This is a genomic window from Cupriavidus sp. 05N39, from assembly GCF_056397325.1.
In genome coordinates this window covers 1-22512 of sequence record NZ_JBFTNE010000053.1, presented here as the reverse complement: position 1 = coordinate 22512, position 22512 = coordinate 1, and the positions used below count along the sequence as shown (strand labels likewise).

The following is a 22512-nucleotide window of genomic DNA, read 5'->3' as shown; positions in this document are numbered from 1 at the left end:
GGAGTCAAGGCCGTGAGACTGTGTACGTTTTCCTCGGCGGACGTGGCGAGCCATGTGGGGCTCTCGCTTTCGGGCGGCCGCGTGCTGGACGTGACCGCTTCCTTTTCAGGGGACGCGCGCTTCGCTTCCCTGCTGGCGCTGATCGAGCATCAGGATGAGACGCTGCCGGCCATTCGGAAACTGGCGGCGGAAGGCGCCGGGGCGGGCCGCGCGCCGGGGGTCCATGCGCTGGGGGAGGTCCGGCTCCAGGTTCCTTACCGTCCCCCGCAGATCCGTTGCTTCAGCGTGTACGAGCAGCATCTCAGCAATGCATTCCGGCAGGTCATGGCGCATGGCGTCAGCCCGCTGACAGGTTTGCTGATGCGCATGCTGGGCGCGGGCAAAGTCCCGAAGGCCTTCTTTGAGACGCCCATGTACTACAAAGGCGCGCGCCTCAATCTTTCCGGTCACGGGGACAGGGTGCGCCGGCCCGCGCCGGGCACCAGGCTGGACTACGAGGCCGAGCTTGGGGTCATCGTCGGGCGTCCGGGCAAGAACATCGACAGCGCGGCGGCGATGTCGCACGTGTTCGGCTACGTGATCTTCAACGACTTCTCCGAACGCGCGCAGCTGATGAAGGAGATGCGCGCCCGGCCCAGCGCGGGCCCGGCCAAGGGCAAGGACTTCGATGGCAGCAACAGTCTCGGCGCCTGGGTCGTCACCGCGGATGAGATCGGCGACCCGCATGCGCTCGACGTCATCGTGCGCGTCAACGGTGAGGTGCGCGGCAAAGGCAGCACCTCGGGGATGACCCATCGCATCGACCGCATCGTCAGCTATGCATCGTCCAACGAGACCCTGCACGGTGGCGAGCTGCTCGCCACCGGATGCGTGCCGAACTGCGCCGGCATCGAGCAGTGGCGCTTCCTGCACGACGGCGATCGGGTCGAGGTTGAAATCGCCGGACTTGGCGTCCTGACCAATCTGATCACCGGCCACTGATCGCATCAAGCCCCCCCGCGAGGAGGCAGAGACATTCCCGCGGCCATAACAATGACAATGGAGACAGCAGTGAATTCGAAACAGTGGATCGTCACGTCCGCGGCAGCACTGTGCCCCGCGCTTGCGCTTGCCGACAACGGCTACTTCCAGATTGGCTACGGCGCCGAAGCGCGCGGCGTGGCCGGTGCCGCCGCCGCATCGACGCGCGATGCGTTTGGTGGCGCCAGCAATCCCGCTACCACGGTATGGGCCGGCAACCGCTTCGACGGCAACCTGATCGCCACCAACGGCCGGACCAGCATGAGCCGCTCGGCGGGCCTGCCGCCGCCATTGACCGGCGTGCTCGACACCCGCGCGGATAGCGCGAACCGCTGGGTGCCGCTTGCCGACATGGCGGTCAGCAAGATGATCGGTCCCGACCTGTCGCTGAGCCTCGTCGGCTATAGCAATGGCGCGGGCACCTACTTCACGGGCAGCGCCACAACCTGCCTCGCACCGCCGCCGGCGGCGCCCGGCGCCACCTACCGTGGCAATGTGCTATGCGGCAACGGCAGGGCCACCACCACCATCCAGCAGTTGACGATAGCGCCAACGGTATCCGCACGGGTTTCCGATACGGTCTCGGTCGGCTTCTCGCTATTGATCGCGGCCCAGTTGTTCAGTGCCGAGGGTTTGCAGGCGCTGGCCCCGCAATCGGCGGCGCCGGACCACCTGACCAACCAGGGCACGGCGTCCTCGTTCGGCGTGGGGATGCGCATCGGTTCCTACTGGCGTGCCAGCGATACGCTCAGCTTCGGCGCGGCGTACTCGCCCCGTATCCGGATGGGACGGCTCACGGAATATGAGGGCTTGCTGGCGGACCAGGGCCGCCTGGATATTCCGGAGAACATGCTGGCCGGCATGCAGTGGTCGCCCACGCCCGACCTGTCCTTTCTCTTCGACTACCAGCGCATCAACTATTCGGGAACGTCCGGGCTCGGCAATCGCCCCTTCGACGGCACCGCCTTGCGCGGCAGCGGCGGCGGCCCGGGCAATGGGTGGAAGGACATGAATGTCTTCAAGCTCGGTGTGCGCTACCAGGTGACCCCCGCCTTGCACGTGTCGGGGGGCGTTTCACTAAACAGTGCGGCCTACGCGGATGAGGACACGGCCAGCAACGTCACCTCGCCTGCCACGTTCCGCCGGCACTACACGCTCGGACTTGGCTATGCGACCGGGCCGAACAGCAAATGGTCGGTCTTCTACTCCTTGTCTCCCGGCTACACCACCACCGGCAGCTCGGCACTGGGTTCGGCCGTTGCCACACAACTTTCAGGCAATCCCACGGTAGCCGGCCGGGAAACCCTGTCGACGCGGCAGCAGAGCATCGGCGTGCAGTACTCGCAGCGCTTCTGATTGCCATCGATACCTTAATCATTCATCACGGAGTTCGTTTCGATGACGGCTTGTCTTATTCCGCGTGCCAGCGGTAACCGGGTACTCACAGGCGGTCAGCCATGAACGCGCGCACGGAGCCAACGGCGTTGCCGTCGCCCCGGCTGGACGACCGCTTCGAGCAACTCGCCGGCAAGGTCTTCCTCACCGGCAACCAGGCGATCCTGCGCATCGCGCTGGACCAGCGCCGCATCGATGCGCGCCTGGGCAAGAATACCGGGGGCTTTATCTCCGGCTACCGCGGATCGCCGCTGGGGCGGCTCGACATGGAGCTGTGGCGCATCCAGCCGTTGCTGCAGGCAATGAACGTGCGCTTCCAGCCCGGCGTCAACGAGGACCTGGCCGCCACTGCCATCTGGGGCACGCAATACGTCGGCACTTTTCCCGGCGCCACGGTGGAAGGCGTGTTTGGCATCTGGTACGGCAAGGGGCCGGGCGTCGATCGCAGCGGCGATCCGCTGAAGCACGGCAACCTGGCCGGCACCAGTGCCGCCGGCGGCGTGCTGGTCCTGGCGGGCGACGACCATAGCGCGAAGTCGTCGACCACCGCGCACCAGTCTGACTTCTCGCTGATCGCGGCAGGCATTCCGGTGCTGTACCCGGCGAACGTCCAGGACATCATCGACTTCGGCTTGCGGGGTAGGCTGCCGGACGGCAGCAGGGCGCTGGCAGGCATCGGCTGCCACACCATTGCCATGCTGAACGACCCGAAGAAGACGCACACCGTCTCGCACATGGGTGGCGAGGGGATGATGTGGATGGGGCAGGCGCCGTTCACGAACGAGCCCCATGTCTTCGCCAACATGGGCGACGGGACTTACTTCCATTCCGGCTATCTGGCGATCCGCCAGGCGCTGGCAGCCAATCTGCGGATGACCTATAAGCTGTTGTTCAACGGCTTTGTCTCCATGACGGGCGGCCAGCCGGTCGACGGTGAGCTGAGCGTCGACAAGGCTGTCGCCCAGTTGCGCGCGGAGGGGATCAGGAAGCTCGTCGTGGTCACGGATGACGTGACGGCTTACGACCAGCGCCGCCGCGCAGCGCTGGACGTGCCGGTATACGACCGCGCGGCGCTGGAGGCCGTGCAGCGCGAGCTGCGCGAATACGCCGGGCTGTCGGTGCTCATCTACGACCAGGCCTGCGCCACGGAGGCGCGGCGGCTGCGCAAGCGCGGCAAGCTGCCCGACCCGCCGGTGCGGACCTATATCGACCCCGAAGTCTGCGAGGGCTGCGGCGATTGCGGCGACCAGTCCGGATGCCTGGCCATCGAGCCGCTGGAGACGGCGCTGGGCCGCAAGCGGCAGATCAACCAGTCGTCGTGCAACAAGGACATGTCGTGCGTGCGCGGCTTTTGCCCGAGCTTCGTGACGCTCGACGGGGCAAAGCCGCGCCGGCCTGAAGCCAAGGGCGGCACGCCAGGCGAACTGAAGATTCCCGTGCTGCCGGACCCCGCCATCCCGGGCGATTTCGAACCGGCGTCGATCCTGGTGGCGGGCATCGGCGGCACCGGCGTCGTGACCATTGGCGCCGTGCTGACCATGGCGGCGCACCTGGATGGCAAGGCCGGCAGTTCACTGGACATCACCGGACTATCCCAGAAGTACGGTGCGGTCGGGTCGCATATCCGGATTGCCCCCAGCGCGGAACTGCTGCACGCCGCGCGCATCGGCAGCGGCGAAGCCGATGTCCTGCTGGGATGCGACCTGATCGTCGCGGCCGGCGCCGACGCCCTGTCGCGGTTGCGTCCGGGGCTGGCGCGCGCCTTCGTCAATACCGAGATCGTTCCCACCAGTGACTTCACCAGCCAGCCGGACTGGTCGGCCAATGAGACAGGTCTCAGGCAGCGGCTGACCGCGGCACTGGGCGGGCGAACCGAATTTATCGACGTGGCGGCGCTGGCGCGGCAACTCCTTGGCGATGCCATTCTCTCGAACATGCTTTTGCTTGGCTACGCCTGGCAGAAGGGCGCGATCCCGGTGCGGCGGCCCGCGATGGAGAAGGCCATCGAACTCAACGGGGTGGCGGCCGCCACCAACCAGAAGGCGTTCGCGCTAGGCCGGTGGCTCGCGCATGACAACGCGGCGGTACTGCGGCTGCTGGCGCCCGTGCAGGTGGTCCGGATGCAGATGACGGCGGGCGGATCGCTGGCCGGGCTGATCGAGGACCGGGCCCGGCGACTTGTCGGCTATCAGAACACGGCGCTTGCCGATCGCTACCGCAAGCGGATCGCGGCGGTCCAGCGCACGCTGGCAGGCCGCAGCGACGCCGAGGCCCTGGTCCGTCAGGTGGCGACGCAGTACTTTCGCGTGCTTGCGGTCAAGGACGAGTTCGAGGTGGCGCGCTTGTATGCCAGGCCCGAGTTCCTGCAGTCCCTGCGCGATGCGTTCGAAGGCGAGTTCAAGATTGGCTTCCATCTGGCGGGCGGCCCCTTCGGCAAGCTGGACAAACTTACCGGAAAGGTCGGCAAGACACGCGTTGGCGGCTGGATACGTCCCATGTTCCGCATGCTGGCCGGCGTGCGCTTCCTGCGTGGCAGCTGGCTCGACCCGTTCGCACGCGGCGCGGAGGCGGTACTGAATCGCCGCGTGCGCGATGCCTACGAAGAAGACCTCGACGCGATTGAACAGGTGGCGGTGCAATGGCCCGCCGAGCGCTTGCGGGAACTGCTGGCCTGGCCCGCCAGCGTGCGCGGGTATGGGCATGTCCGGGAACGGCAGGCGCAGTCCGGCTTCGCCAGGCGGGACAAGGCCCGCTCGAACCCATTTCCCGACGAGGAAGCATCTTGAACAAAGTCATCATCACCTGCGCCATTACCGGGTCCATCCACACGCCATCCATGTCGCCCCATCTGCCTGTCACGCCTGAGGACATTGCAGCGAGCGCGATTGGCGCCGCGCAGGCCGGCGCCGCCATCGTTCACCTCCACGCGCGCGATCCCGGCGATGGACGTCCTTCGCAGGACCCGGCGCTATTTCGCCGGTTCGCACCGGCCATCAAGGCGGCTTCGGATGTGGTGATCAACCTGACCACGGGCGGCGCGCCGACGATGAGCGTCGAGGAGCGGCTGCAGCCCGCGCCGCAGTTGCGGCCGGAACTCGCGTCCCTCAATATGGGCACGATGAACTTCGGCCTGTACGAATTGCTGGACCGCTTCAAGGACCTCAGGCACGAGTGGGAGCGTCCCTACCTGGAGCGAAGCTACGACGGCATCTTCAGGAACACGTTCAAGGACATCGCATACATTCTCCAGTCCTGCAGTGAAAACCAGACGCGGTTCGAGATCGAGTGCTACGACATCGGGCACCTCTACACGGCGGCCCACTTCCTCGATCGCGCGCTCCTGACGCCACCGCTGCTGATTCAGTCCGTGTTCGGGCTGCGGGGCGGCATCGGTGCGCATGTGGAGGACCTGATGCACATGCGCCGTACCGCGGACCGGCTGTTCGGCAGTGACTACGTCTGGTCGGTGCTGGGCGCCGGACGGCATCAGATGCCGCTGGCGGCGATTTCCGCGTCGGTCGGCGGCAATGTGCGCGTCGGGCTGGAGGATTCCCTGTGGGATGGCCCCGGCAGGCTCGCGCACAGCAATGCCGCGCAGGTACTGCGGGCGCGCAGTGTGATCGAGGCGCTGTCGCTCGAGGTCGCCACGCCGGAAGAAGCGCGGTCGCTGCTGAAACTGAAGGGGCGCAATAACGTCGGCTTCTGAAGYGGAAGGTGGTCCGGATCAACGCGTGCCGGGCCTCGTTCGAAGCTTGCAAGCAAGGGTATGGAAGGGGGTGGACAAAGGATCCACCTTCTCCAATTTCATCGGAATCCTGGTTTGTGCTCAATCCGTCTCATCGATATAATTCACCGGCAATGCCGCCCGACCGGGGCATTTCATTCTTATATCCATTGAGCTGGAGCATTTAATGTTGTTGATTTGGCAAGGTTTAGGTTTTCTCGTTGTCATCGTTCCGCTTGCCGTCATGCTTGTCATGAGCCTGCTGGGCTCGGTGCTGAATCTTTCCAACGTGGCGACGATTGTCGTTGCACTGATGTTGTCCGCCGTGGCCGTCTTCTATCTCGGGCGCCGCCTCAACTCCCGCCCCGGGCGCATCCTGGTCGATCCCAAGACCCAGGAACCCGTCGAGCTTCGCAAGCGCCATACGCTGTTCTGGATCCCCATGCAGTATTGGGCGGTTCCTATCCTGATCATTGCCGGCATCGCCGCGATGGCGCTGTTTACCGCTGGCGCATAGTCTCCACGGGCGGGCCGCTTATCTTGTCAGCCCGTTCCCGCGTCGCCGGACGCCTGTCCGGCCCTGTTTTGCAAGCCGCCAACACCAATGCCGGCGGCAGATGATCGGGAGGCCGCGTAGAATATCGCTCTTTCAACCTGAACGGCGGCCCGCCATGCAAGCTTCGGGCACGCAGGGCGCGCAGGCACTTTCAAGAGTCGGCCCCGCCAAAGGTTGATGGTTTTCGTCAAGAGATTTCAAGTTGAAAAATCCGGTCAGTTACTGGCGCAATCGCCGGTTCTCCTCCGCGTTGCCTGAGGAGAGTGCATTGCATGGCGCCGGTACGGCGGCCCGGCGTGCCCGGCGCGGTATTGTCCTGCTGACCTTCGCCTTTGCGCTAAGCCAGTTCTATCGCAGCTGCCTGGCCGTGATGGCGCCCGAACTCCAGCATGACTTTGGCTTGACCGCCGCGGGTTTCGGCAGCTTGTCCTCCTGCTTCTTCCTGGCATTCGCGGTCGCGCAGATTCCCGTCGGGATCGCCTTCGACCGATATGGCGTGGGCAAGCCCACGGCCCTTCTTCTTGCCGTCGGCGCGGTGTCTTCCTTGCTGTTTACGGCCGCGCCCAACGGCACGGTCGCCATGCTTGCCCAGGCGGGGCTTGGACTGGCCTGCGCACCGGTCTTCATGGGGCTGCTGCATTTCGCTTCCGAGCAGCTCTCCGAAAGGAACTACACCAGGGTTGTCAGCCAGTCCAACGCCACGGGCATGATTGGCGCACTGTGCGCAACGGCGCCGCTCGGGTGGGCCATGCACCTGCTCGGCTGGCGTGTTGCCATGTCCTTCGCGGCGCTTTGCATGGTTGTCGCCTGCTACGGCGTCTGGCGTTTCGTCCGGGACGAAGGGCACGCCGAGGCCCGCCATGTTCCGCTGTGGCCCATGCTCTCGCAGAGCGCGAAGCTGCTGGCCATCGCGCCCTTGTGGACCCTCATCCCGATGTGCGTCGCCATGTCGGCGGGCACGGCGTTCCGCAATGCGTGGAGCGGGCCCTATCTGGCCAATGTGTATGGCCTCGACTCCGGCGCCCGTGGCGTCGCGCTGGCCTTGCTCAGCGTCAGCGGGTTCCTGACCGCATTCTTCCTGCCTGTGCTGGTGCGGCGCAGCTCGCTCAAGACGACCATCGCGGCATGGTCCTGTTTCGCGATGACGGGTGCGATCTTGCTGACCATCTGGCCTGCGAGCGGCATGGTTTCCGGCGTGGGCCTGATGGCGTTGCTGTCGACCATCGGCATGCTGCATCCGCTGGTCATGGCGCAGGGGCGTGGCCTGGTTCCGCCGTCTTCGCGCGGGAGAGGTCTCGGCGTGCTCAACACGTTCGTCTTCCTCGGCTCGGCGCTGACCTCGTGGGGGTTCGGCATGATTGCCCGGATGGGCGACCTGCAGCGCTGGCCGGTCTCGAAGACCTACGCCGCGATTTTCCTCACCGCGGCGGTGGTGGTAGCGCTGGCGGTGGTGCCGTATCTCTTCAGTCCGGCGCCGAAAAGAAGCTGAGCCGCGCGCCGGCGCAAACGCATTTCACCCGACCCTGGCTATCCTTTCGGAGGCACGGTTCGAAGCGAGCCTGGAAAACAATGAAAAAACGGATTCGCCTTGTTTGCTTCGCCGTGGCGGTCGCCGCCCTGGCTTATCCATCGTATCTTTACCTGTACTACGGCGTGCCTCATGGGGCCAGGGTATATAGCCCGAACCAGGCGTTCTACTATCAGAAGTACAAACTGTTCAGTTGGATGAACCTGATCCCGACAATGTCCACCCCTGGGCAGGGATCGGACAAGCTCTACTATGTGAACGGCTATGTCCGGGTGTATTCAGCCAATGGCATGCAGGTCGGCGAGACCCCTGCGTCCGGCGTGCCGGTGGCGGAAGTGCACTGGGCAGGCGATGCGGTGGTGGTGATGGACGGCCACGACGGCGGCATCATCGAACTGCCGGGGAAGTCCGAATAACCGGGGTCAGAGCGGGGCGGATATCAGGCTGGCGCGCGTACGGAACGCGCCGCGCCCCTCGCCCCCGTTCGCCAGGCAGGCGGCGATGTGGTCGACAAGACGCGGCACCCGGATCTGGCATGGCGTTCCCGGTGGGGATCAACCCACGATCAGTTTCAACCCGGCGGGCAGGGACTCGCCAAACACGCGCCCCTCGTCGGCCTCATCGAGTTCCACCGTTTCGCGCACCATGGCGATCCAGCTTTGCGGTGCGTGGGCGGCTTCCAGCCGCCGGACCACGCTCGCGCGGATCTCGGGGGACAGGTCCCTGGAGCGGTCGCCCGTCATGCGGGCGATCTGGACGGCGGCGAACGCGGCCGGCTCGACCTTCTTCCAGTCGAGCGCAAGAATCGCTTCCAGCCATTGCGCGGCGACCTCGGCTGGCACGACGCTGTGCGCGCTGCCATAGAACGGCCGGCGTGCCCCGATGCGGCCCACGGCCCACCAGCCCTGGCTGTTTTCCGAGGGCTTGCGCAGCCGGGCCAGCAGCCATTCGGCGAGTTCGATCTTGCGCTCGGCCGGGATGCGCTCAAGGGACCCGGCAAGGCGCACCATGTCGGCGTAGCCGGCCCTCGCGGGGCCGGCAGGCCGTTTATATCGCGTGCTGCCGGGCGGCTGCAGATAGAAGGCCATGTCATCCAGCAAGCGCAGTTGCGCGCTCTCGTCCAGGCCGCCCGCCGCCCGCCGCCAGAGTGTCCACCACTCCGACCAGATCTGGCTTTCGTTGACGTACTGGATCCCTTGCTCGTACAGCGACCAGAGCTGTTCGACGCGCCAGTCGTCTAGCGGGTAGCCGAACCCCGGCCGCACGCAGTAGCCGGCCAGGTTCAGCCACAGGCGTTCATGGTCGGCCGTGCGCCGCCGCCGCCGCACGCGCTCCCAGAACGTGCCGAACAGTTCGCGAAGCAGGGCGCTGTCCCAGCGCTCGCGCGTGCCCAGGAGTTGTTCCAGTTGCGCCCGCATCCGCTTGACCTCCTTGGGGCCGACGTCTTGCGAGCGCGCGCCGAAGGTACGGTCGATGGCTTCGACCGCTTGCGGCAAGGCTGCGTTTGGCATATCCGGCGTTTCAGCGGGCGTGGGCGCTGCCGTGCCGTTGGCGCGCAGCTGGAATTCGAGCAGCCATCGCTGCGAGGCATCCGCCATGTCGATGCAGTGCACCTCCAGCGTGCCGACCTCGGTCAGCGACGTGGTGAGCTGCACCGGCGTTTCCCGGGGCCCGCTCGCGCCGCGCGGCTGCACCACGGTGGCAATCGGCGGCAGGCGAACGAAGTCGCCCTTCGACAGATCGGTCAGCTCGCCCGGCCGATAGGCCGTGTCGGCGACGGAGGAAACCAGGTGGAAGCGCACCGGATGCCCGAGCCGCAGGGCGAAGGCGCGATCCTCCAGATGGATCTCGTGGCCTTCTTCCGTGCCTCGCGGCAACAGGCAGATGCCTTGCTGCCCCTGCGCGCCATCGTCGAGAACGAGGAAGTAGCTGCGCGGCGATCCCCCGCCGATGCGCGGCGCCTGGCCGGTACGGGCGCGCGCGTACGCTACCGCGCCACGGGCAACGGCTACGTCGGGGTTGTCGTTGTGCAGTACCTGCACGGGCGCACCGCGCCAGGTGCCCAGGGTGCCGGCAACGCGCCCCGCCAGCGCATCGGCGCGGAACACCCCGCCGTTGAGCAGCAGGGTATCGGGCATCGCCAGCGCACCATCAAGCGTCTGCGCCGCGCCCAGTGCCGTTTGCGACTGCGCGGCGTGCTGGCTCAGGAAGGCCGCAACGTGCCGCGTGACCGCCGGGTCGGCCGCATAGGGCAGGCCAAACTCGACAATGGCGCCCCGTGCGCGGCCGGGCCGTTCACTGGACGACACTGCGGGGAAGAATCCATCGACGATGAGCTGTTGGATTTCCTGCCGCGTCACTTCCACCGAGCGCGCCGCGCCGATCAGCCGGGAGCCCGCGCCCAGCAGCGTCACCGTGACCGAGTCCGGCGGCTGCGCGCCGAGGAGCTGCTCCTTGGCGGCGCGGCAGCGCGCGACGAGCTGCGACAGGCTGGCCGCCGACAGCCGTGTCTCCGCCGTGGCGAGACGCGCTTCGACAAGATGCGCCAGGGCGAGGTCCATATTGTCGCCGCCGAGCATCAGGTGATTGCCCACGCCGATGCGGGTCAGTTGCGGCTGCCCGTCCTGCATCTCCACCTTGATGAGGGTCAGGTCGGTGGTGCCGCCGCCGACGTCGCAGATCAGCACCAGGCGCGTTTGCGCAAGGTCCGCTTCCAGTGTCTGGCGATGATGGAACAGCCAGTCGTAGAACGCAGCCTGCGGCTCTTCGAGCAGGCGCAGGGCGGGCAGCCCGCCCATGCGCGCCGCTTCCAGCGTCAGCGCGCGCGCGCCTTCGTCGAAGGAGGCGGGCACGGTAAGCACCACGTCCTGTTCTTCGAGCGGAGCCTGCGGGAAACGGTGATTCCATGCCGCGCGCACGTAGGCCAGATAGCTGGCGCTGGCCGCCACCGGCGAGATCTTGCCGACCTCTTCGTCCGCCCCCCACGGCAGGATCGGCGCGGTCCGGTCGACCGAGGCATGCGACAGCCAGCTTTTCGCGCTGGCCACGAGCCTGCCGGGCACCTGCGCGCCCAGCGTAGCCGCGAGGCGGCCGATCACGGTCCGGCGCGCTCCGGCGCTCGCGGCATGTTGCCACGGCAACTGCAGGTCGGCCCCGTTGAGTTCGCCGGGCGCCGCGTGGTAGCGCACGGATGGCAGGAGAGGCCGCGCGGCGACCTCTCCCAGGCTGACCAGCTGATCGATATCGAAGACGCGGATCTGCTCGGACCCCGCCTCCGCATAGGCGACGACCGTGTTGCTGGTGCCAAGGTCAATGCCGACGATGTACGGCTTCATCTCAGTCAGGCATTGGGGTTGCCGCGCACGTCGAACTCGACCTTCCAGCGCTCGCCGGCGCCGCGGGGCACGGCTTCCAGTTCCAGCGTCCCGGCCTCGGTGACCCGCGCGTGCAGTTTCACCGGGACCACTTCGCCGGGCGTGCGCCCTTCGGGCGGCAGCGTGGCCTGGATTTCATCGAGTTCCTGCAGTTCCTCGGGCGACCAGGAGTCGAGCAGGGTGCCGACCTGATCCTGGCGGCGCACCGACGAGCCGAAGAAGCGGAAGTGGACGGGCTCGCCCACCACCAGGCCGAATTCCTGCGGCGRCAACGCGGCCTCGGTCCCTTCTTCCATGCCGAACGGCGCCACGCACAGCGCCTGTATGGGCGGCTCGAAGCCAGGCACGGCGGGCATCGACGATTCCACGGCGATATAGTAGGCACGCGCGGTGCCGCCACGGATGCGCACGCCCTTGCCGCGCCGCACGTAGCCGTAATACGCAGCGCCGCGCGCCACGGCCAGGTCCAGGTCGGCGCCTTCCAGCAGGCGCGCAGGCGCCGCGCCTTCCGCCGCAAGCCAGCCATTGAGCGTCTGCAGGATGCGCTCCACCAGCAAGCCCGACTTGAACACGCCGCCATTGAAGAGGACGGCGGTGGGGTGCAGGAACGTCGCGCCTTCCGGCTGCGCGCTCTGGAAGCCTTCGAGTTCCGCGAGCGCCGCCACCTGGCGGCCCAGGAACGCGGCCAGATGCCGCGTGATGGCCGCATCCTGCGCATACGGCAGGCCGAGTTGCGTGAGCCCGCCGCGCGCCCGGCTTACCGGGCGGGCCGAGCCCTCCACTTGCGGGAAGAAGCCTTCCAGGATGGTCTGGGTGAGCTCGGCGCGGGTCAGCTCCGTGCGGATCGAGCCGCCGATCAGCTTGGACCCCCGGCTCGGCACGACCAGCGGCACGGCATCCGTGGCCGGATCGGTGAGCAGCGTTTCCTTGGCCGAGCGGCAGGCATAGGTGAGCGCGCGCAGTTGCCACGGATCGGCCTGCGTGCCCTGGCCAGCCAGCTTGCGCGCCACCACATGGGCCAGCGCGAGATCCATATTGTCGCCACCGAGCAGGATGTGCTCGCCCACGGCAACGCGGTGCAGCTCCAGGTTGCCATCGCGCTCGACCACGGCGATCAGCGAAAGGTCGGTGGTGCCGCCGCCGACGTCCACGACGAGGATGATGTCGCCGACCCTTACCTGCTTGCGCCAGTGGCCGTCGCTCTTCTGGATCCAGCTATAGAGCGCGGCCTGGGGCTCTTCCAGCAGGGTCATGCGTGCATACCCGGCCGCTTCGGCCGCTTCGGCGGTCAGCTCCCGCGCGGCGGGGTCGAACGAGGCGGGAATCGTGACGGTGATTTCCTGCTCGCCGAACGGGGCTTCGGGATGCGCGTGATCCCACGCCTCACGCAGGTGCGTGAGATAGCGCACGGAGGTCTCGAGCGGCGAGACGCGCGTCACTTCAGGCGGCGCGTCGTTCGGCAGGATCGCCGCCCGGCGATCCACGCCGGGGTGGCACAGCCAGCTTTTCGCACTCGACACCAGCCGGATCGGCGTGGCTGCGCCGCGGGTGCGCGCCAGTTCGCCGACCGCGAAGTCGCGCGTGGCGTTCCACGGCAAGCCCAGGTCGCCCGGGGCGAGTTCGCTCGGGTGCGGCAGGTAGAGGAAGGAGGGCAGCAGATCGAGGTCTTCGATGGCACCCGGCGCGGTGAGTTGCGTGACCGGCAGGACACCCTGGCTGGTCTTCTCGCCGTCGCTGGCGGTAAGGTCGACGTAGGAGAGGGCGCTATGCGTGGTGCCCAGGTCGATGCCGATGGAATAGCGTGCTGCGCTCATAGTTCCACCTCGGCCGGGGCGATCACGGTGGCGTCATGGCGTTCGGCCAGCCGGGGCAGGCGGACTTCCGCGACTTTCCAGCCGCGGTGGCTGATGCTGCCGCTGAACGGCGCGCTGCCTACCACGTTGCCGGTCAGCCGGACGGCGGTGGCGTCGAAGCCGTCGGCCAGCGTCACGCGGCTGCCCTCGGCTTCCTCGCGCACCGGCTTGATGGTGAAGTGTTCACGCAGCACCGCGCGGCAGCCATCGTGCACGAGGCGGGCGGCGGCACCGATTTCCGTGTCGGAATAGGCCGCGATGTCTTCCTCGACAAAGTCCACGAAACGCGCGTCGCGCTGGAGCAGTCCCAGCAACTGGAGTGCCGCGGCCGGGCTCGCTTCCTTCAGCGCGGGGGCGGCAGGCCGCGGCGCCGGTGCGGCAGCTTGCGGCACCGGGGCTGCGGCTGCAGCGCCTTCGCCGCTGCGCAGGCGGCGCACGCCGGCGGCGAAATCGCGGTCGCCCAGGATGGTGAAGAAGGTGCCGACGGCAAGAGAGACCCTGCCGAAGAAAGATAGGTTCGAGTCGGTCATTAAATGCTCCTGGTGTGCTCTGTTAAAGGACGAGCTGTCCCCTCGCGACGCTGGACAAGCCCCGGAGGCTCATGCGATTCCGGACACCTGGGCACGAGCCGGGCGTCAGCGTCTTGTGTTTTTTGGCCCTGCCGGGCCTCTCAGGTGCGTATTTTGCCCTATTGCGCCTGCGAACCGGCCCCGCCGGTTATACAGCATCGCGGTGTGTTTCATATGGCGTTGGCGCAGGCCTGTGCTTTTCAGGCAGCCACGAAGCCTTGGCGGCATGCCGCAACCAGCTCGCGCGCCGTCTGTTCCCGCCGTGTGCGCTCAAGCGCCTGCGCCTGGCCAATGCCATCGGCAAGCGCTTGCACCGCCACAGTGCACGGGGCCTCCGGCGGCGCCCAGGTGGCGGCGAACGCGGCCTGTTTGCTGGTCCCCGGATCCAGCCCCGGCCGTGTGATGTTCACGCTCGGCACGGCAAATGCCATGGCCACGATGCGGCCGTGGAGGCTGCTGCCGGCAAAGCCGCGGCTGTGCGCGATCACGGCGCAGATGTCCCAGATATCGAGGGACCGGACGATGCCCGGCGCGGGCGTGCCCATGCGTTGCGCCAGCCGCCGGTAGCAGGACAGGTCGTCATGCCAGGGCGCGGCACCGGCGCGGAACAGCACCACGCCGTATCCGGTTGACCGCGCGGCGCGGTCGAGCTGGCTGGCGATCTCGCCGAGGGTTTGGTCGTCGCCGAAGTCCGCGCTGAACTGCACGGCAAGATAACCCTGCGGGAAGGCGTCGGTCATGCGCGCCGGCTCACCGTGGCGGACCCGCTGGCGGATGCGCTCGCCGAACAGCGCCGCGACCATCACCGCGGGATCCGGGACAAGGCTGGCCGCGATGCCGTTGGCCCGCAGGATCTGCCTGGTCCGGCCATCCCTCACGCTGACATGGGCCGCGGCCCTCAGCTTGCCCAGCACTTCCGCCCGCATGGCAGGGTCGCGCTGGTCCAGGCCGACGCCGCCCACGGCGTTGTAGATCACGGCCCGCGCCTGGGGAAACAGGCCCTGCGGCAGCACGTAAGGCGCCCGGTCCTCCACGCCCAGCACGCTGCGCGCCCATGCCTGGCGCTCCCGCTGCCGGTCGTCGAGCCGCGCGATCAGCACGTCTGCCTTGCCCGGTGGCTGCAGCATCACAGCCGCCTCCCACGCTTCGCAGCAAAGAATCTCGCCACCCACGTGGATGATGCCGGGCGCTTGCAGGTCCGGCCGCGCCGCCAGATGCAGCAGGGAATCGACCCGGTGGCCGCCGTGCGGCAGCAGGTTGCGCCGCGCCAGCCCGGCATAGCGCAGCGGCTGGTCTTTCAGCAGGCAGGTGAGGACATGGGGCAACAGCAGATCGCCGAAGTTATGGCGATCGAAGGCACCAAACAGGATGACGGGGCAACCGGCGTCGGGGGCAGGGGGCACGGGGAGGGTGAGCCAGGGATCTCATCCAAGCATAGGCGGCCCGTGGCGGGTCTCTCCTATATTAGTGAGTGTCAGCGAGCGCGCCGCCGCCATCCGGCGCCCGGGTTCAGGCATCGAGCGGCATCGCGCTGGTGCACTTGATCTCATCCAGGCAAACGCTGGACTTGACCCCGCTCACGCCAGGGATGCGCATCAACGTGTCGAGCAGGAAATCGGAAAGCGATTTGAGATCGCGCGCCACCACCTTCAGCACGTAGTCGATATCCCCGGTGACGGAGAAGCATTCCTGGATCTGCGCCAGCTCGGCGACAAGTCCCTTGAAGTTCGACAGATCCCGGATGTGGCCCCGCTCCATCGTGACATGGATAAAGGCGACGACGCCAAAGCCCAGGCTGGCGGAGTCCAGCCGGGCTTCGTAGCGCTTGATGATGCCGGCCTCTTCCAGCCGGCGGTGCCGGCGCAGTGTCTGCGCCGGCGACAGGCGGATAGCCTCGGCCAGTTCGAGGTTGGAGGCGCGTCCATTTTCCTGCAGCGCCGCCAGCAAGCGGCGGTCTATGCGATCAAGCTCAGGATTGTGCACTTTTGTTTCCCTTGTTCCTGCAATGATGAAATTTTATCTCATGATCTAGGGTTTGCCTGCGTGGATAACGAAATCCTATTTACCGGAGCGGAATATAAACTCATTGCCAGATTGACGGTACGGACAGGGAGTTGAGAGCCCACGCCGTACGTGTCTGGCGCTGCGCACCAACGCGTTGGCGCACAGCTGCCGCAATAATATTTCTCTCGTCCCCCCAACTTCCTGTTGAGCACACCATGGCCGATCTGTTTGAAAACCCGATGCAGTTGATGGGCTTCGAATTCGTGGAATTCGCCTCGCCCACTCCCAACCTCCTGGAGCCGCTGTTCGAACAGATGGGCTTCAGCCTGGTCGCGCGCCACCGCTCCAAGGACGTGGTGCTGTACCGCCAGGGCGATGTCAACTTCATCGTCAACCGCGAGCCGAACAGCCCGGCGGCGTACTTCGCGGCCGAGCACGGCCCGAGCGCCTGCGGCATGGCATTCCGCGTGAAGGACTCGCACAAGGCTTATGCGCGCGCCCTGGAACTCGGCGCCCAGCCGGTGGAAATCGCCACCGGCCCGATGGAACTGCGCCTGCCGGCGATCAAGGGCATCGGCGGCGCGCCGCTGTACCTGATCGATCGCTTCGAGGAAGGCAAGTCCATCTATGACATCGACTTCGAATTCATCGAAGGCGTGGACCGCCACCCGGTGGGCCATGGCCTGCGCCTGATCGACCACCTGACGCACAACGTCTACCGTGGCCGCATGGCTTACTGGGCTAATTTCTATGAAAAGCTGTTCAATTTCCGTGAAATCCGCTACTTCGACATCCAGGGCGAATACACCGGCCTGACCTCGAAGGCCATGACCGCCCCCGACGGCAAGATCCGCATCCCGCTGAACGAGGAATCGTCCAAGGGTGCCGGCCAGATCGAGGAATTCCTGATGGCCTTCAACGGCGAGGGCATCCAGCACATCGCCTTCCTGACGGACAACCTGATCGAAGTCATCGACAGCCTGCAGATGGCCGGCGTGCCCCTGATGACCGCGCCCAACGATTACTACTACGAAGGCCTGGAAAAGCGCCTGCCGGGCCACGGCCTGCCGGTGGACCAGCTGAAGGCGCGCGGCATCCTGGTGGACGGCACGACCGAAGGCGGCAAGCCGCGCCTGCTGCTGCAGATCTTCTCCAAGACCGCGCTCGGCCCGGTGTTCTTCGAGTTCATCCAGCGCAAGGGCGACGAAGGCTTCGGCGAAGGCAACTTCAAGGCGCTCTTCGAATCGCTGGAGCGCGACCAGATCGAACGCGGCACGCTCAAGGTCTGAAGCCCATAAGGCAGCTAGACACCGGGGCACCGAGCCGCGGACTGCAACAACACCGCCCGGCGCCCGCAGCAAGACTGCGCGCCGGCGGTGCCTGGCCAAAGCGCCCGCAACACGCGAGAGGCGCAGGCCCACATTCCAAAAGAGTGGGTAGAGACACAATATGGTTCCCAATTCCAAGAACACGGAAGAGACACTCCAGCGCGGCTTGAAAAACCGGCATATCCAGCTGATCGCGCTGGGCGGTGCCATCGGCACCGGGCTGTTCCTGGGCATTGCCCAGACCATCAAGATGGCAGGCCCTTCGGTCCTGCTCGGCTACGCGGTGGCCGGGATCATCGCCTTCTTCATCATGCGCCAACTCGGCGAAATGGTGGTCGACGAACCCGTCGCCGGCTCCTTCAGCCACTTCGCCAACAAGTATTGCGGCAGCTTTGCCGGCTTCATGTCAGGCTGGAACTACTGGGTGCTCTATATCCTGGTCAGCATGGCGGAACTGTCGGCGGTGGGCATCTATGTCCAGTACTGGTGGCCGCACATTCCCACCTGGGTATCCGCGCTGGCGTTCTTCCTGCTGATCAACGCCATCAACCTGTCGAGCGTCAAGTCCTTCGGCGAGATGGAGTTCTGGTTCTCCATCGTCAAGGTCCTGGCCATCGTCGGCATGATCGTGTTCGGCGGCTATCTGCTGGCGTCCGGCACGGCCGGCCCGCAAGCGAGCGTGGCCAACCTGTGGCAGCACGGCGGCTTCTTCCCGAACGGCATCAGCGGCCTGGTCATGGCCATGGCGGTGATCATGTTCTCGTTCGGCGGCCTGGAACTGGTGGGCATTACCGCGGCAGAGGCGGATGCGCCGGAAAAGACCATCCCCAAGGCCACCAACCAGGTGATCTACCGCATCCTGATCTTCTACGTTGGCGCGCTGGGCGTACTGCTCTCGCTCTACCCGTGGGAAAAGGTCGTGACCGGCGGCAGCCCGTTCGTGCTGATCTTCCATGCGATGAACAGTGACATCGTGGCCACGGTGCTGAATGCCGTGGTGCTGACCGCCGCGCTGTCCGTCTACAACAGCGGCGTGTACTGCAACAGCCGCATGCTGTACGGCCTGGCCAAGCAGGGCAATGCGCCGCAAGCGCTGCTGAAGGTCAACAAGCGCGGGATTCCGCTGGCCGCGCTGGGAGTTTCGGCACTGGCCACGGCCGCCTGCGTTGTGATCAACTACTTCATGCCGGGCGAAGCCTTCGAACTGCTGATGGGCCTGGTGGTCTCGGCGCTCATCATCAACTGGGCGATGATCAGCATCATTCACCTCAAGTTCCGCCGCGACAAGCGCATCGCCGGGCAGGAGACGCGCTTCAGGAGCCTGGGCTATCCGTTCACGAACTACCTGTGCCTGGTCTTCCTGGCGGGTATCCTGTACGTGATGTACCTCACGCCGGGGCTGCGCATTTCGGTGTACCTGATTCCGGCATGGATGGCCGTGCTGGGCGTGAGCTACCGATTGCGGCAAAAGAACGCGGCGCCGGCCCTGCAGCAGAGCGTATCGGCATAATGATGACCCTGGCGGCCCTCCGGCCGCCGGCCACAACCCATTCCAGCCAGAGTATCCAATGTTCGAACATATCGATGCCTATCCCGGCGACCCGATCCTTTCGCTCAACGAAAGCTTTCAACTAGATCCGAGGACCGACAAGGTCAACCTGAGCATCGGCATCTACTTCGACGGCGATGGCAAGCTGCCCGTGATGCAGGCGGTGGCGGAAGCCGAAGGCGCGCTGATGGCCGACATGGGCCCGCGTCCCTACCTGCCCATGGCCGGCTTCGCGGCCTACCGTGACGCCGTGCAGGCGCTGGTTTTCGGCGCGCAATGCAAGGCGCGCGCGGAAGGCCGCATCGCCACCGTGCAGACCCTGGGCGGTTCGGGCGCGCTGCGGGTAGGCGCCGATTTCCTGAAGCGATATTTCCCGGAGGCGCAAGTCTGGATCAGCGACCCGAGCTGGGAAAACCATCGCGTGATCTTCGAGCGCACCGGCTTCACCGTCAACACGTATCCGTACTACGACGACGCCACCGGCGGCCTCAGGTTCGATGCGATGATGGACGCGCTGCGGCTGATCCCGAAGCGCAGCATCGTGCTGCTGCACGCCTGCTGCCACAACCCCACCGGCGTGGACCTGAACCAGGACCAGTGGCGCAAGCTCATTGCCCTGCTGAAGGCGAACGAGTTGCTGCCCTTCGTCGACATGGCCTACCAGGGCTTCGGCGCCGGCCTGGACGACGATGCGTTCGCGGTGCGCGAGCTGGTGGCGCAAGGCGTGCCGTGCCTGGTGGCGAATTCGTTCTCGAAGAATTTTTCGCTGTACGGCGAACGCTGCGGCGGGCTGAGCGTGGTCTGCGACAGCGCGGAAGAAACCGGCCGGGTCCTGGGCCAGCTGACGGGCGCGGTACGCGCCAACTACAGCAACCCGCCGACCCACGGCGCACGGGTGGTGGCTAAGGTACTGACCACGCCGGCCCTGCGCGTGACCTGGGAGCGCGAGCTGGCGCAGAAGTGCGATCGCATCGCCAGGATGCGCGCGGCGATCCACGACAGCCTGCGCGACCATGTCAGCGGCGAGGCGCTGTCGCGCTACCTGACCCAGCGCGGCATGTTCACCTATACCGGCCTGACGGCCGACCAGGTGGACCGCCTGCGCGCGGAGCACGGCGTGTACCTGCTGCGCTCGGGGCGGATGTGCGTGGCTGGCCTGAACGAGGGCAACGTGAAGCAGGTGGCGGGGGCTATTGCCAGCGTGCTGGCACCGGCTGCGTAAGGGTTGTTTGTCCGGCGTCAGCCGGAGCCCGCCGGTGGGCCAATGCCGCCTGCAATGACGGCTGCTGAATCCGTTGATTCTTGTGTGTGGCCCTCGGCGGGCCACACCACCCCGCCATGCGCAGCGAGCCGTGAAGGTGTTCCAGGCCGTATGGGGCGCTTCGTGATCTGGGAAAAGAGCGGAAAAGAGGGGGCCATGTTTGAGTCTTGCCTGAAAAATCCGTTTCGCGACCCAGGAATACCATCGCCGCTGGCACGGTTTGGACCTCAGCTGAGTAATCCCGTTCTCTAGCCGGTTGAGGGGCCATTCGCCCCTCAACCGGCGTCACGCGCCGTACCCAAACAGCGCTCTGCGAGCCAGCCAGAGATGGCTCAGTGCAACCGGTGTGTTCAGTAGCGCCGATTCCTCGCTCGCCGCTCGGTAGCGCACCTAGGTAGCGCACTTTGGTTGCGCCGATCCCTGTACGCACCTGCCCCGAATCCGCATCCATGCCAGCACGTGCCTTCATGCCGAAGTCATACTGCTTGCCCTTTCGCGTTGAATGCATCTCGGGATCGTGCCCAATGCTGCTGTTCTTCGTCGAGGTGGGCGCGCTGTTCAGCTTGGCCTTGGTGTGCCATGTGCAATACAGCCTTGATCTCGACGGCCTCCTGTGCGAGTTGCACCCGCAGCAGAGCATTCCAGTGCCGCTTATGAATGCGATACCGCTTAAGTTGGCTGCAGTCCGGATCGCGGCGCAGGACGGCGCTATCGTTAGAGGCTATTTGAGCGTACTTCCCACGGGAGCTGCAGCCCGTGGATAGGGCGTCGATCCTGGACGGGAACGTGGCGCTTCCCTGACTATCTCGCTAAAGAATTTTCCGCCTCCGCCCCGTATTCGGATTTGTCCGATATCACTGCCACCGTATATTTGTTAAAAACGATATTTTGATGGGTGGAGAGATTTTGTGGAAAATTTGGATACGCGGATACCGTTTTTTGAACCGAGATTTATCAAGCCGTTGTGGGCGTTAAGGCGTGAGCAGCAAGGTTGCACCGTTGAGGATATAGAAGAGTTCCACATTTCTACCGAGCGCCCGGCGCCGCCTCTGCGAGACCAGTCGCCGGTGCGTCTCGGGGTAGGGCGCGGCTTTCAGTATCTTGGTCATTGGAATAAATATGGTTTTATCATTGTTCCAAGTGCCACGGCAATTGGAGAGGTATCGACCGGTAGTCGGCATCTGGGACCGGTTGCGCGGCGAGGAATGATTTCAGAGCATGATGTTTACTATCCGGTGCGAAACGTTGACTATCGCACTTGGCAGATCAACCACAAGCAGGGCGGTGACTTGATTCTATATTCCGATAGAATCGAGGTTAGGCTTGTCAAGCCTATTTTTGTGGAGTTTGATTTATGATATTACATGGAGCGATAATAAAAAGGGTCAAAATTTTCATTAAAATATTTTTAATTTTTTTGGTTGCGATATTTGCAGTGCCGTATAGTTGCGATGCAATCAACAGATCGGCAGCGCACGAATGCGAGCGTGACTCCGTAGGGGGCTATATTGGTGAAACCTGCCTTCTAACGGGCGATTATGGARCGTTATTCCGTCTCTATGATGCACGTACCGGCGAATTGCTGGCGGAGTGCACATACCTTAGCCCCGAAGCACGGCGGGTATTCCGGTCAAAAGATGATGTGGTCTATGACGTTGGCGCTAGCGATGGCTCGGGCCACATAGCATTGCCGCCGACCCGATGGGACTGGCTACGGGCTAGACTCCCGTAAGGGCGATGAGGAGTCCGAGGACGTGGCGCTCCCTGATGGGGTGATAGAGCGATGGCTACGGTCCGTCGCTTGATGATTGTTGCACCACGTGGGAGCCCGATGCCCGATGCCCGGTACCAGACCGGCTATTTGCGCTCGCACTGATTGTGCCGGGATGCAGATCAGCGTCCGGGATGTGCACTCGATTATGTGTGGCTATTACGTTACTATGGAAACGTTCTCCATGTTCTGCAAATAGCCAGTTGCGGGATTTGCTCCAGTCGACAGACGTTTGCAGCGCAATGCTCCCCGCTCTTCCACCGTCCCACATAAGGATTGCTTTCATGTCACCCCGTCTTTTTCTTCGAAGCACGCTGCTCTGCGCGGTCACGCTTGTTCCGGCCGCGCCGGCTCTTGCATATTTCGACACGTTCATCAATGGCACCGTGATCGGGAGCATGAACCAAAAGGAATCGGCCGCGCTATCCAAGGCTGTTGGCAATACGCTGAACGACGGCACCGACGGAGCGGCGGTGCCATGGACCTACCCGGCGTCGGGAAAGCGCAAGCCGATCGAGGGTAATCTGACTCCGATGAACGCCAAGACCGACAAAGGCCAGTCCTGCCGCCAGTTGAGGGT

At 65.3% G+C, this 22512-nt stretch carries 18 protein-coding genes and 1 pseudogene; 13 read left to right on the top strand and 6 right to left on the bottom strand.

Annotated features, from left to right (window positions below; translation table 11 throughout):
* Positions 1-12: 12 nt before the first annotated feature.
* From AC1DN0_RS23875 to AC1DN0_RS23845, 7 genes are all read left to right on the top strand, one after another.
* A complete protein-coding gene (locus tag AC1DN0_RS23875) occupies positions 13-981 on the top strand; it encodes a fumarylacetoacetate hydrolase family protein (RefSeq protein ID WP_441628352.1) in 969 nt (322 codons plus the stop codon).
* 69 nt (positions 982-1050) lie between these two features.
* Positions 1051-2376 (top strand): OmpP1/FadL family transporter, encoded by a 1326-nt coding sequence (locus tag AC1DN0_RS23870; protein ID WP_441628354.1) that lies wholly within the window; start codon positions 1051-1053, stop codon positions 2374-2376.
* A 101-nt stretch (positions 2377-2477) separates the two neighbouring features.
* Positions 2478-5201: an indolepyruvate ferredoxin oxidoreductase family protein gene (locus AC1DN0_RS23865; RefSeq protein WP_477146055.1), complete on the top strand. Its 2724-nt coding sequence runs from the start codon at positions 2478-2480 to the stop codon at positions 5199-5201.
* Positions 5198-6121 (top strand): 3,5-dioxohexanoate:acetyl-CoA acetone transferase, encoded by a 924-nt coding sequence (kce, locus tag AC1DN0_RS23860; protein ID WP_441628358.1) that lies wholly within the window; start codon positions 5198-5200, stop codon positions 6119-6121. The genes AC1DN0_RS23865 and kce overlap by 4 nt, the downstream gene beginning before the upstream one ends.
* A 205-nt stretch (positions 6122-6326) precedes the next feature.
* Positions 6327-6656, top strand: coding sequence for a hypothetical protein (locus AC1DN0_RS23855; protein ID WP_441628360.1), 330 nt, complete (start codon positions 6327-6329; stop codon positions 6654-6656).
* 289 nt (positions 6657-6945) lie between these two features.
* Positions 6946-8184, top strand: coding sequence for an MFS transporter (locus AC1DN0_RS23850; RefSeq protein WP_441628426.1), 1239 nt, complete (start codon positions 6946-6948; stop codon positions 8182-8184).
* An 80-nt stretch (positions 8185-8264) separates the two neighbouring features.
* The gene (locus AC1DN0_RS23845) at positions 8265-8639 is read left to right on the top strand and encodes a hypothetical protein (protein ID WP_441628362.1); all 375 of its coding nucleotides are present in this window, start codon (positions 8265-8267) and stop codon (positions 8637-8639) included.
* Positions 8640-8777: 138 nt separating this feature from the next.
* Here the strand turns inward: AC1DN0_RS23845 and AC1DN0_RS23840 are convergent, their stop codons facing one another.
* The 5 genes from AC1DN0_RS23840 to AC1DN0_RS23820 form a co-directional block, all read right to left on the bottom strand.
* Complete coding sequence (locus AC1DN0_RS23840) at positions 8778-11558, bottom strand: Hsp70 family protein (protein ID WP_441628364.1); 2781 nt, start codon at positions 11556-11558, stop codon at positions 8778-8780.
* A 5-nt stretch (positions 11559-11563) separates the two neighbouring features.
* Positions 11564-13411 carry an Hsp70 family protein gene (locus tag AC1DN0_RS23835; protein WP_477146054.1) on the bottom strand — a complete coding sequence of 616 codons (1848 nt, stop codon included), beginning with the start codon at positions 13409-13411 and terminating at the stop codon, positions 11564-11566.
* Positions 13408-13980: a DUF2760 domain-containing protein gene (locus AC1DN0_RS23830; protein ID WP_441628366.1), complete on the bottom strand. Its 573-nt coding sequence runs from the start codon at positions 13978-13980 to the stop codon at positions 13408-13410. Before AC1DN0_RS23830 ends, AC1DN0_RS23835 begins: the two co-directional genes overlap by 4 nt.
* Before the next feature lie 239 nt (positions 13981-14219).
* A complete protein-coding gene (locus tag AC1DN0_RS23825; protein WP_441628368.1) occupies positions 14220-15422 on the bottom strand; it encodes a polysaccharide pyruvyl transferase family protein in 1203 nt (400 codons plus the stop codon).
* Between the two features lie 106 nt (positions 15423-15528).
* A complete protein-coding gene (locus AC1DN0_RS23820) occupies positions 15529-16002 on the bottom strand; it encodes an Lrp/AsnC family transcriptional regulator (protein WP_045240890.1) in 474 nt (157 codons plus the stop codon).
* A gap of 236 nt (positions 16003-16238) precedes the next feature.
* Here AC1DN0_RS23820 and hppD point away from each other — a divergent pair, with 236 nt between their 5' ends.
* The 3 genes from hppD (at position 16239) to AC1DN0_RS23805 (ending at position 20122) form a co-directional block, all read left to right on the top strand.
* The gene (gene hppD, locus AC1DN0_RS23815) at positions 16239-17312 is read left to right on the top strand and encodes a 4-hydroxyphenylpyruvate dioxygenase (RefSeq protein WP_441628370.1); all 1074 of its coding nucleotides are present in this window, start codon (positions 16239-16241) and stop codon (positions 17310-17312) included.
* Between the two features lie 160 nt (positions 17313-17472).
* Positions 17473-18861 (top strand): amino acid permease, encoded by a 1389-nt coding sequence (locus AC1DN0_RS23810; RefSeq protein WP_441628372.1) that lies wholly within the window; start codon positions 17473-17475, stop codon positions 18859-18861.
* Positions 18862-18919: 58 nt separating this feature from the next.
* On the top strand, positions 18920-20122 hold the full coding sequence (locus tag AC1DN0_RS23805; protein ID WP_441628374.1) for an amino acid aminotransferase: 1203 nt from the start codon (positions 18920-18922) through the stop codon (positions 20120-20122).
* Positions 20123-20573: 451 nt separating this feature from the next.
* On the opposite strand, the pseudogene AC1DN0_RS23800 reads toward AC1DN0_RS23805, so the two are convergent.
* Positions 20574-20729, bottom strand: a pseudogene (locus tag AC1DN0_RS23800) (IS5/IS1182 family transposase); the annotation flags it as partial.
* Here AC1DN0_RS23800 and AC1DN0_RS23795 point away from each other — a divergent pair.
* The 3 genes from AC1DN0_RS23795 to AC1DN0_RS23785 form a co-directional block, all read left to right on the top strand.
* Positions 20686-20925, top strand: a complete 240-nt coding sequence (locus AC1DN0_RS23795) for a hypothetical protein (protein ID WP_441628430.1) — start codon at positions 20686-20688, stop codon at positions 20923-20925. The pseudogene AC1DN0_RS23800 and the gene AC1DN0_RS23795 sit on opposite strands and share 44 nt — an antisense overlap.
* A gap of 144 nt (positions 20926-21069) precedes the next feature.
* Positions 21070-21519, top strand: coding sequence for a DUF6402 family protein (locus tag AC1DN0_RS23790; RefSeq protein ID WP_441628376.1), 450 nt, complete (start codon positions 21070-21072; stop codon positions 21517-21519).
* A 697-nt stretch (positions 21520-22216) separates the two neighbouring features.
* On the top strand, positions 22217-22512 hold a 296-nt coding region (locus tag AC1DN0_RS23785), incomplete at its 3' end, for a hypothetical protein (protein ID WP_477146053.1).

Bases quoted from the DNA above. Each gene is read 5' to 3' on its own strand.
- AC1DN0_RS23855 (WP_441628360.1), top strand. From the start codon at position 6,327: ATGTTGTTGATTTGGCAAGGTTTAGGTTTTCTCGTTGTCATCGTTCCG.
- hppD (WP_441628370.1), top strand. From the start codon at position 16,239: ATGGCCGATCTGTTTGAAAACCCGATGCAGTTGATGGGCTTCGAATTC.
- AC1DN0_RS23845 (WP_441628362.1), top strand. From the start codon at position 8,265: ATGAAAAAACGGATTCGCCTTGTTTGCTTCGCCGTGGCGGTCGCCGCC.
- AC1DN0_RS23830 (WP_441628366.1), bottom strand. From the start codon at position 13,980: ATGACCGACTCGAACCTATCTTTCTTCGGCAGGGTCTCTCTTGCCGTC.
- AC1DN0_RS23840 (WP_441628364.1), bottom strand. From the start codon at position 11,558: ATGAAGCCGTACATCGTCGGCATTGACCTTGGCACCAGCAACACGGTC.
- AC1DN0_RS23810 (WP_441628372.1), top strand. From the start codon at position 17,473: ATGGTTCCCAATTCCAAGAACACGGAAGAGACACTCCAGCGCGGCTTG.
- AC1DN0_RS23795 (WP_441628430.1), top strand. From the start codon at position 20,686: ATGCTGCTGTTCTTCGTCGAGGTGGGCGCGCTGTTCAGCTTGGCCTTG.
- AC1DN0_RS23865 (WP_477146055.1), top strand. From the start codon at position 2,478: ATGAACGCGCGCACGGAGCCAACGGCGTTGCCGTCGCCCCGGCTGGAC.
- AC1DN0_RS23805 (WP_441628374.1), top strand. From the start codon at position 18,920: ATGTTCGAACATATCGATGCCTATCCCGGCGACCCGATCCTTTCGCTC.